9 protein-coding genes and 2 pseudogenes are annotated in these 10218 nt (G+C 36.7%); 8 read left to right on the top strand and 3 right to left on the bottom strand.

Features of this window, described 5'->3' with window-relative positions:
* Positions 1-610: 610 nt before the first annotated feature.
* From AC1DVB_RS22545 to AC1DVB_RS22525, 5 genes are all read left to right on the top strand, one after another.
* The gene (locus AC1DVB_RS22545) at positions 611-1237 is read left to right on the top strand and encodes a fumarylacetoacetate hydrolase family protein (protein WP_098187394.1); all 627 of its coding nucleotides are present in this window, start codon (positions 611-613) and stop codon (positions 1235-1237) included.
* 251 nt (positions 1238-1488) lie between these two features.
* A complete protein-coding gene (locus AC1DVB_RS22540; protein ID WP_477591052.1) occupies positions 1489-1917 on the top strand; it encodes a MarR family winged helix-turn-helix transcriptional regulator in 429 nt (142 codons plus the stop codon).
* Positions 1918-2571: 654 nt separating this feature from the next.
* Complete coding sequence (locus AC1DVB_RS22535; protein ID WP_095679389.1) at positions 2572-3516, top strand: sporulation protein; 945 nt, start codon at positions 2572-2574, stop codon at positions 3514-3516.
* Between the two features lie 305 nt (positions 3517-3821).
* Positions 3822-3959 carry a hypothetical protein gene (locus AC1DVB_RS22530; protein WP_156404354.1) on the top strand — a complete coding sequence of 46 codons (138 nt, stop codon included), beginning with the start codon at positions 3822-3824 and terminating at the stop codon, positions 3957-3959.
* A 54-nt stretch (positions 3960-4013) separates the two neighbouring features.
* Positions 4014-4241, top strand: a complete 228-nt coding sequence (locus AC1DVB_RS22525) for a hypothetical protein (protein ID WP_063575845.1) — start codon at positions 4014-4016, stop codon at positions 4239-4241.
* 321 nt (positions 4242-4562) lie between these two features.
* Here AC1DVB_RS22525 and fabF read toward each other — a convergent pair whose 3' ends face one another.
* Positions 4563-5798 (bottom strand): beta-ketoacyl-ACP synthase II, encoded by a 1236-nt coding sequence (gene fabF / locus AC1DVB_RS22520; RefSeq protein WP_098864227.1) that lies wholly within the window; start codon positions 5796-5798, stop codon positions 4563-4565.
* A 121-nt stretch (positions 5799-5919) separates the two neighbouring features.
* Here fabF and AC1DVB_RS22515 point away from each other — a divergent pair.
* Positions 5920-6772 (top strand): annotated as a pseudogene (locus AC1DVB_RS22515) (helix-turn-helix transcriptional regulator).
* 284 nt (positions 6773-7056) lie between these two features.
* Here AC1DVB_RS22515 and AC1DVB_RS22510 read toward each other — a convergent pair.
* Together AC1DVB_RS22510 and AC1DVB_RS22505 are read right to left on the bottom strand one after the other, a co-directional pair.
* Positions 7057-7764 carry an SDR family oxidoreductase gene (locus AC1DVB_RS22510; RefSeq protein WP_477591049.1) on the bottom strand — a complete coding sequence of 236 codons (708 nt, stop codon included), beginning with the start codon at positions 7762-7764 and terminating at the stop codon, positions 7057-7059.
* A gap of 160 nt (positions 7765-7924) precedes the next feature.
* Entirely contained in the window at positions 7925-8671 is a 747-nt protein-coding gene (locus tag AC1DVB_RS22505; RefSeq protein ID WP_034307681.1) for an SDR family oxidoreductase, read from the bottom strand.
* A 181-nt stretch (positions 8672-8852) separates the two neighbouring features.
* Between AC1DVB_RS22505 and AC1DVB_RS22500 the strand changes: the two genes are divergently transcribed.
* Complete coding sequence (locus tag AC1DVB_RS22500) at positions 8853-9398, top strand: TetR-like C-terminal domain-containing protein (protein WP_454861427.1); 546 nt, start codon at positions 8853-8855, stop codon at positions 9396-9398.
* Positions 9399-9550: 152 nt separating this feature from the next.
* A pseudogene (locus AC1DVB_RS22495) lies at positions 9551-10218 on the top strand (haloacid dehalogenase-like hydrolase); the annotation flags it as partial.

The following is a 10218-nucleotide window of genomic DNA, read 5'->3' as shown; positions in this document are numbered from 1 at the left end:
AAAATCGAGTTTGTCTATTTTTATGGCTTGTACAATTTGGACGTTGATTGGAACGTAGGGCACTCGCTTTCCGCGGGCGGTCGGGGAGCCTCCTCGGCTTTCGCCTGCGGGGTCTCCCCTAGACGCGCTTTTCTAAGCAGGAGTCTCGWACACCCGCTCCAATCAACTTTRTCTTGCCTTTTAGATAGAACACTTTTGCCAGGAGTCATTTTTGTTTTAAAATAGAAGTATTAAAACTTGAGGTGATGAGGATGCTGATCTCGCTGAATAAAATCATGTTTAGAAGTTGGCTCTTTTTTTGTTAAAATAAAAAATAATTATGTGTATGAATTCTTCTTCACCAATCATAGCGCATTAAGACTTCGTATTTTATCCGCAAGTTAAAATCCAGACCGACCTAACGTCGTTTCAACATGGAATTATATTAATCATTGTATAAAAAGTCAGAAAAATATAAAATGTACTTAAATCGGATGGCTTCTTTTATTTCTTGGAACAATCCCGTAATTATAATTTTGATCCTATTTACAATTGTCATGAGTAGGGAATTTCCAATTGTTTCACTATCATTTAAATATTTATTTCTTAAAAGAAAAGAGTGGTTTTTATGATGAAAGACATTAAAAATATCTATTGTGTAGGTCGAAACTATGCCTTGCATGCAAAAGAATTGAATAATGAAATACCAACTTCCCCTTTTTTATTTTCAAAACCGACTCATTCGCTCGTGGAGGCACACGGTCAGTCAATTACTTTGCCGAGTAATCAGGGTTCCGTTCACTTTGAAACTGAACTTGTCATACATATCGCAAAACAGTTTGAACCAGGAATGAAAGTAGATGAAATAGTAGACTCCATGGCCATTGGGTTGGATYTRACACTTAGAGATGTTCAATCACAGTTAAAACAAAAACAGCATCCTTGGCTTTTGGCTAAAGGATTCAAAAATTCGGCAGTTGTTAGTGATTTTATTCCGTTTCCAGGTGTTGAAGCATGTGAACAATTAGATTTTTCCCTTTTTAAAAATGGAGAGCGTGTACAGGTCGGGAATATTAAAGACTTACTTTTTGATTTGCAAACCATTATAGAATTTACAGCAGAGCATTTTGGGCTTGGAAAAGGAGATATAATTTATACCGGTACTCCAAGTGGCGTCGGTCCTCTTTCAGATCAAGACCAGCTTTCACTTAACTGGGGTGGAAATGAAATAGGGTCCTGTTCAGTTACAATGGGTTAAAGAAAAAAGCAGTCATTTTGACTGCTTTTTTTATGGATTAGCTCAATTTTAGACAAAAAGAAGAAACTCGTCTAAAATAACCATATAACATACATGGATGGCACGCATTTTTTTTAATAAGCTTAACCATTACATTATGGCTTTGGTAAAATTATTTTTTATGGAGTATCTTAGAACAATTTATATGCCTTATGATAATCAATTAAAGTGCCAAATTTTAATTATATAGGATGGAACAGGGTGGAATGTGCATGAAAAACAACCAAGAAAAGAAGTATTTAGATAATTGGCTCTCGATTACAAATATTCAAATGGGCATTACGAATGAGCTGGAAAGTGCTTTGCAAAAAAATCATAACCTTTCATTAAAAGAGTTTTACGTTCTTTACTTTTTATCCAAAACAGGCGAAAAACAATTGAGGCTTCAACAATTACAAGATATGGTAGGATTAAGTCAAAGTGCTATATCCAGGCTGGTAGTCAGGCTTGAAGCAAAAAGCTGCGGCGTATTACAAAGGCAAATATGCGAAGATGATCGAAGAGGTATTTACACACGGTTAACTACATTAGGTGAAGAAAAACTACAAATATCCTTAAATACTGTTCATGAAATTCTGCACTCTGCTTTTTCAAAAGGAAACCTTCAAGAGGAATTGCAATCCTTAATCGAGAAATTATAATATGGTCCTAATATCCCTTAATAACGTGAAGTCGGTTATTTCTATATATTTTAGATAGGAATATACCTTTAGCCCAGTAAGGTAATAATGAACGGATCTATTGTGAAAGAGAGACGTGTTTATCCGGATTTGAATGTAAGCGCATGCATTTAAGAGGGATGGAATAGATTTGTTTTACCAGCGAGGATAAATTAGTTTAATGGCTAATAATGTTCCGGGAAATGGATATATCATAATAAAGACGAACTGTTATTTTTAAAGTATTTTCTAAACAAAAAAAATGCCAGGACGGAGGATTGTTAGCTCCTGGCATTTTTTTAGAGAGAAAATTGAACTCTCTCTTTCTTTACTTTGCCGTTTTGTTGCTGGATTTCCCCCTATATAAATATAATTAATAATAAAAGAGAAGGAATCAATCCTTCTCTTTTAAATTTAATAATCCATCAACAGCATCATAAATGACGACGAACTCCATTATCAAAGGAAGATCACTTACTGCGGCAAATTATTTGAAACTATTTTCATTTTTTGACGTAATACTATCAGGGATAATTTAGAAATCTCATAAAAAACAAATGGATTTCCTGTTCTTTCTAATTACGCCCCATTATACATATAAATTCTAATATAGGTTTGACGAAGGGAAGAGGACGTATGTTTAAAAAAATCTTAGCCAGCTTAGGAAAAGGAGCTGCAACTGTAGATTTACAATGTGACAATCATAATTATCAAGCTGGAGAAAGCATTCAAGGGCAGATAGTCATTCAAGGCGGTGAGGTGGAACAGAAAATCAATCAAGTGACTGTCCGGCTGATGATGAATGTGGTATTAAACCAAGGAAGCGTTACTAAGGAAGTTGCACATATACCATTAATTAATCGAGATTGTATTCAGCCCAAAGAACGTAAGGTCATTCCTTTTCATTACGTTCTACCTGCGAATATACCTATTTCAAGGGGAACTGTCTCATACTATCTGGATACACATCTTGATATTGAGGGCGGGGTTGACCGCAAAGATGTAGACCGGCTAGTCATCCAATCCCAGGAATCCATCACATCCATTTTTAATGCAATGGCTCAATTAGGATTTCGCGAGACAGCTGACTCAGGTAAAATCGATCAATATGGACAGGAATTTGCTTTCTTTCCCACTCAACAATTCATGGGACAAGTAAATGAAGTGGAAATGCGGTTTGCCAATGAAGAATCAGGTATCCGGGTCTGGATGGAGGTTGACTGTAAAAGCGGCTACAAGGAAATTGAAGCGAAACGAGAGTTTCTTTTAAATCGAGAAGTTCTTGAGCAAGAAGACGATCTTCATAAGCTACTTGGAAAGTATATATCGGAAGCTATTGAACAGCCTTATGCTTTTACACGGCCGTTCTCTTATTCCGCAAACCATCCTCATGGTCGCTCTTCCCAAATGGGAAACGCTATACCTGGAATGGTTGGTGGATTAGCAGTGGGTGTTTTAGGGACTATGTTATTCACTGAGATGATGGAAGGTTTTGATATGGAGGAGATGTTTGAAGAAGCAACAGAGGAATTTGATGGGGGATTTGATTCATTTTTTGATAATGGGGATGGGGAATCCTAAAAATAATTAGGGTATGTTATAAAATAAAAAAAGGCCCACTAATCAGTTCTTGAGTAAGAATTAGTAAACAAGCGTTACTTACTTTGATCAGTAAGTAACGCTTGTTTTATTGTTGTTTTTATAAGCCAGGAAGAGAACATTTAATAGTGCACTTGCTTCCTATTGCGCTCCGATTTTCCCCTTAATCCTCCTATATTTGGAAAAGTTTTATCATCAGTCTAAAATCTCCGTTCTCCTTTCCCGGAACAGTTCACTAAAAACGAAGTCATATCTAGCCGATTGTGATAAAGGATTAGGTGAAGATCATGAAGGAAAATGAAGAAGTGATGGAGAGAAAATATGAATGTTCAACTATGATAACCACAAAGTTAATGGAATTGACATTCTTTCATCTTCTGAAAATAGCCCTTCGTTTTTTGGTTTGGCGTGAAAAAAATGAATAAACAATCATATAAGGTTAATTCTATAGACAAGAATGTTAAAAAGGAGATTACATCGTGAAGCCATATGAAATAAAAAATATGATTATTGATGACGAGTTTAATGGTGAAGAATCGGTTACAGCTGACTTTACTCACAATGATAAAGATTATAGCATTACTTTAAAAAAAGAAGATCTTGAAATAATTAATGCATGGGTTTTTGAGGATGGTTCATCTCTTCCTGCAAACTTATCAGGTACTATCATTGAATCATTAAGAGAAGATATTAAAAAGAGAATCTAGTCATTGGCACTAGATCTTTTTTTGTCATTTTCTTAATCGAAGAAAAATGTAGCCTTGTTTATATGGATGATAAAAGATAATGAAAAATTATTGCTTGTGGTGCAATACCAATAAGAGTATTAATATGTTTTACTTCAGAAAACTTGTGGACAAGGAATTCTAACTGTTTTGTTTACTAAATTAGTTAGTATAGCTAAAAGGTATTTAAAAAAATATGGCTTTCTGAATAAGAAAAAAACCTTAATCGAAGAAAAAGACCCAATGCGGAGCTAACTAAAGGTACTATTGAGGACTTTAATAAAAGTACGAGTGAAAGTTAATTCACTCGTACTTTTTTAAAACGATAGCTGCATTATGACCTCCAAAACCAAATGAATTGGATAGACCAGTACTTATTTTCACTTTACGAGCAACACCTGGTACATAATCTAAATCACATAATGAATCAGGCTTTTCTAAGTTGATGGTTGGAGGAATAATTCCTTCCTTTAAACTTTTTGCCAAAGCAATTGCTTCCACGCCTCCCGCTGCTCCTAACATATGACCTAGCATAGATTTATTAGCGGTTATTGGGATTTGATAAGCTTTTGATTCAAATAGCTTTTTAATCGCTAGTGTCTCAGATAGATCTCCCACTTCTGTACTTGTTGCATGTGCGCTAATAACATCAATCTCTTCTGGAGAAATATTTGCGTTTTTCAAAGCCATTTTCATTGCAAGGTAGGCTCCTTTTCCTTCTGGGTGTGTAGCTACCATATGATAGGCATCAGAACTTGCACCATACCCTATGACTTCAGCATAAATCTTTGCATCTCTGCGTAAAGCGTGAGATAAAGATTCCAAGATTAAAATTCCTGCTCCTTCTGACATGACAAATCCATCTCGATTTACATCAAAAGGGCGGCTAGCTTTAGCTGGATTATCGTTTCTCGTTGATAATGCTGTAGCATTACCAAAACTAGCTAGTGATAAATCTGTAATAGCTGCCTCTGCTCCTCCAGCAAAAACGGCATCAGCTTCTCCAAAGCGAATAAGCCTGAATGCTTCACCAATAGCGGTATTTCCGATTGCACAAGCTGAAACAGGTGACATAGTAGGTCCCATTGCGTTCCATTTGATACTAATTTGGGCTGCGGCAGCATTAGAAATCATGGCTGGTACCAGGGTTGGACTGACTCTTCTTGGACCTTTCTCTCGAAGAGTATCCACATTTTCAATCAATGTTTCAATTCCTCCTATCCCCGAACCAACATATACGCCAAGTCTTTCTAGATTGATATCATCAATATCTAATTTAGAATCAGTCCAAGCTTGTTCAGCAGCAGCCAAAGCAAATTGGGAAAAGCGATCTAGACGTCGGGCTTCATTTTTTCCTAAAGTATCATCTGCATTAAAATCACGAATAATTCCAGCAATTTTTGCTTTATGGTTGCTCACATCAAATGTATCAATAGAGGAAATGCCTGACTTACCTTCAGTCAGATTTCTCCAAAATTTTTCTACGTTGTTTCCAATAGGAGAGACTACTCCCATTCCGGTAATAACGACTCTTTCCATTTTTCATCACCCCAAATGAATAGTATACTCGTATTATACTTCAGGGTTATCCTATTACAAGTGAGTGTTTATCCTGGTATAATAACTACCCGGTTAAATGGTTATGATGGAGGGTTTAGAAATGAATGATAAAACCAGACTTGAAGCTTTGTCTACATTTTTGAAAATGAAGCGATCCCAAATTAAGCCTGAATCTATAGGTATACCTGCTGGTACCCGGAGAAGAACACCTGGTTTACGAAGAGAAGAAGTTGCACATTTGGCGGGAGTTAGTACTACTTGGTATACGTGGCTAGAGCAAGGTCGGGATATAAAGGTCTCTACAAGCGTATTGGATTGCATATCTACAGCTCTGCAATTAAATAATGATGAACGAGAGTATCTATATGATTTAGCTTTAGAAGTGAAATCATCCATTATTCATCGAAAGAAGGATCAGCCAAAACTTAGTCCTTCTTTGGAAAGAATTTTAGCGGAGTTAACGTATTGCCCTACTATCATTACAGATCGACATTGTCATATTGTAGGATGGAACAATGCTGCCGCTCACGTATTTCTAGATTTTGAACAACTTCCTGATGACCAAAGAAATTTGATCCATCTATTATTTACAAGAAAAGAATTAAAATCATTAGCTGTGAATTGGGAGCATTTTGTTAAAGGATTTCTTTCCATTTTTCGTGCCTATTATGGTCACTACTTAGGTGATGAGTGGTATAACCTATTTATTAAAGAAATGAGTGATTCTCATCCGGAATTTCAATCTTTATGGCAAGAAAGTCAAGTGAGTAAAGCTCCAGAAATGATGATTGAATTTAGACATGCCAAAGCCGGGAAGATGCTGTTTAATTTAACTTCTCTCCAAGTCCAGGGGGACATGGACCTAAGATGCAGTATCTATACACCAGTAGAGGGAACGGCTACGGAAGATAAATTAAAAACGATTAATGAAAAAAATCTCCATTGAAAGTTAATAAACCAGCATATCTACAGTCTATGAAATAATACTCGCAAAATACTTCAACTAAGGTGCTTTACTTCAATAAGGCAGGTTGCTGAGGCAGCCTTTTTCATATGGCACAAACGGGACAGTTTAGTTTAGGTATATTTCTTCACCAAATTATAGAAAAATCCGGTTATCCTAGTAGGCAAAGGAAAACCGGATTTTTTCTTTAATTGGTTCTAAAGCAATAACAATTGCAAAAGATGGTTTCATCGAACCAGCTTTAACACCAAATAATTTGCTCATGAAGTATTGCTACCAATCGATTCGTTTTCCATCTTTGAAGAATCCCCCGTTAGGTCCTTCAGCTCCAGTAGTAGCTAACCAAAGGATAGATTCAGCAGCTTGCTCAGGAGTTCTTGGAGCAGATGGTCCCCCCATATCTGTACTTACCCATCCCGGGTCGACCGCATTTATTTTGATATCAGATTTGATTTCTACAGCTATTAATTTTGTCAATCCATTCAGGGCAAATTTGGACATTTTATAAGCCCCTACTCCTGGATATGACATTTCGCTCATTGCCCCATATTCTGAGGAAACATTGATGATTCTCCCATAGCCTTGTTTTTCCATGAGGGGAATAAAGGAACGGATCATATGGTAAACTCCAAAGAAATTGGTTGCCATTGTATTCTCTAAAATTGATGGATCCATATTCAATAATTGTTTATTCTCATCCAGATACACGCCAGCATTATTAATCAATACGTCTAATCTTCCATACTTCTCATTTATTGCTACCGCAGCTTGACGGATGCTTTCTTGATTATTGACATCTATCGACACAAACGAAACGTCCAGATTTGACTCCCTAAGTTGTTGTATCGCTTTATGACCCATCTCCGGATTCCGACTTGACAAAATAACCTTGAAACCTATCAAAGCTAATTGTTTGACCAATTCATATCCAATTCCTCTATTTCCGCCTGTGACAAGTGCAACTTTCGTATCCTTTGACATGTTAATTCCTCCATTTTTCGGATAATAATTTTGATCAGAGGAGATTTCTCCAGTTAAAGCCTGTAAACATCCCGAGAAGAAATTGAAAGGCTGTCAAGATCTTCTCGACAGCCTAAATTTCAGAAAATGAATAGCTCTTAGTTTTATCTTCCTTTTATTATTACCAAGGTTGACTTGTTGGTCCAATTGTAAACTCATTAATGTTCGTATCTTCTGGCTGATCAATAGCGAATGCCACAATATTGGCAACTCTATCAGGCGCAATACCATATTGTTCGTACAGCGCAGTCATACCTTCTGAAATATTCTTATCAGTAATCGTATCCAGCAATTCCGTGTTGATCGCTGCTGGATAAATAGTTGCTGTGCGGATGTTAGTACCTTCTTGGGCAGATTCCATACGCAAAACTTCCATTAAATCACGAACAGCCCACTTTGTTGCTCCATAAACAGCACCGCCTGGGTATGCTTTAAGCCCAGCTACTGATGACGTAGTGATGACATGACCAGACTTTTGCGAAGTAAATGTTGGCAATACTGCTGCGATACCATTCAATACACCTTTAATATTAACGTCAACCATGCTGTTCCACTCGTCAGTTTTTAATTCGGAAAGTGGTGAATTAGGCATTAGTCCAGCGTTCAAGAAGATTACATCAACACCGCCAAAAGTGTCTTTAGCTAGTTGAACAAGCTGCTGACTATCATCTGGGTTAACGACATCAGTGACGCGATAAGCCACTTGACCACCGTTCGATCTAATTTCTTCTGCTAATTTTGCTAAACGCTCTTCACGTCTTGCGCCAAGTACAACTTTTGCACCTTTTTCTGCTAACAGCTTAGCTGTTGCTTCCCCAATACCTGAACTTGCGCCTGTAATTACAACCACTTTGTTTTCAATTGTCATTTCGTTTCATCCTTTCATGTAAAATAAAACTACAATTGATGTTTTCTCGACATCTGTCTATAATTTAAAATATAAATTTAAACAAAACAAGGCATATAAATCGTTAATTTAATCAGTTTTGTTGTTTAAACAACAAATCAATAAAAATTGTTGACTATCTCAAGGAAAGTATGGTGTTAATATGGCAAAAGTGGATAGAAGAATTGTAAGAACTCAAGAAGCAATTAAGAAAGCATTTCTTGAATTGATGTCAGAAAAAAATTTTGATAGCATGACCATTCAGGATATTTCTGACAGGGCAAATATTAACCGTGCAACTGTTTATCTCCATTACTTGGATAAATTTGATCTGTTGGATAAAATCATAGAAGAACATATCAATAACATGGTTAACCTTTGTGAGTCGGAAGCTGAAATGGATTGGATTGAATCGACTGTACACTGCATGGAATATCTTGAACGTAATTATTTATTTTTTTCGACGATGTTGGCAAGTGAGGGAGCTCCGTACTTTCGCAGCCGGTTTGTTCAGCATAATATCGAAGAGTTCAAAAAAGACGTGGATATAACAAAAGGAAAAAATTTTGGTCAAAGTGAAGATGTAGTTGTCGAATTTGTGGCAAATGCTTATGTAGGTGTAGTGGAATGGTGGTTAAAAAATGGCATGCCTTATCCGCCGGAGGAAATGGCAGAGAAAGTAGGGGAGTTATTAGAGAGGATTTTATAGAAAATGTTAAGAATTACAAATGAATATTTGACTATTCTGGAAATTATTGATAATATTTACGCATAAAAGAATCAATCGGCAATGGCGCCTGTTTCAATAGCTAATAACGAGCTATTGGGCAGGCGTCTTTTGCATTTTTCAGGGGGGATAATATGAATAATAGAACCAAATTAAAGGCTCTATTTGGCATGATCATTATTTGCTTGTTTTTGTCTGCTTCCTTAGGAGCGGCTGCAAGCGGAAATGCAGTTTCGAATGAGCAAAAAAGGGAGGGCCACTGTATTCAAGTGTTGGATAAAGGAAAATGGGCTCCTGACACCTATAAGTCTGTTCAAAACCTAATTGATAAGCATGGTGCTGGAAGTACAGCATACGATCCAAATCGAAAACCTTATGTTGTTTTTGATTGGGATCATACGAGCATCATGAATGATACAGAGGAGGCCCTCTTTCTTTATCAAATTGATCACTTGGCATATAACATGCAACCGGAAGAGTTTTATGAAGTGATCAAAAAGAATGTGCCGAATGGACCCTTTTCACACGAGTTTAAAAACCTTCAGGGAGATGCAGTCACTCTCAAGCAAATCGCCGAGGATCTGAAACGCGATTACGAATTTCTTTATTCCAACTATAATGGGATGAATGGAAAAGAGCGGTTAGAAACGCTACATTCAACTGATCGATTTAAAGATTTTAAAGCGAAAATGTACTTTCTGTATGAAGCCATTGGGGAAACATACGGTGTTGAAATCGGATATCCATGGGTGCTTTATTTATTTGCGAACATGTCGACCGAAGAAGTTCAGCAGCTTGCAGG

The organism is Peribacillus sp. P4_D6 (assembly GCF_056401795.1).
This window is presented reverse-complemented; position numbering and strand designations above follow the sequence as displayed.

Bases quoted from the DNA above. Each gene is read 5' to 3' on its own strand.
- AC1DVB_RS22540 (WP_477591052.1), top strand. From the start codon at position 1,489: ATGAAAAACAACCAAGAAAAGAAGTATTTAGATAATTGGCTCTCGATT.
- AC1DVB_RS22535 (WP_095679389.1), top strand. From the start codon at position 2,572: ATGTTTAAAAAAATCTTAGCCAGCTTAGGAAAAGGAGCTGCAACTGTA.
- AC1DVB_RS22530 (WP_156404354.1), top strand. From the start codon at position 3,822: ATGAAGGAAAATGAAGAAGTGATGGAGAGAAAATATGAATGTTCAACT.
- fabF (WP_098864227.1), bottom strand. From the start codon at position 5,798: ATGGAAAGAGTCGTTATTACCGGAATGGGAGTAGTCTCTCCTATTGGA.
- AC1DVB_RS22510 (WP_477591049.1), bottom strand. From the start codon at position 7,764: ATGTCAAAGGATACGAAAGTTGCACTTGTCACAGGCGGAAATAGAGGA.
- AC1DVB_RS22505 (WP_034307681.1), bottom strand. From the start codon at position 8,671: ATGACAATTGAAAACAAAGTGGTTGTAATTACAGGCGCAAGTTCAGGT.
- AC1DVB_RS22500 (WP_454861427.1), top strand. From the start codon at position 8,853: ATGGCAAAAGTGGATAGAAGAATTGTAAGAACTCAAGAAGCAATTAAG.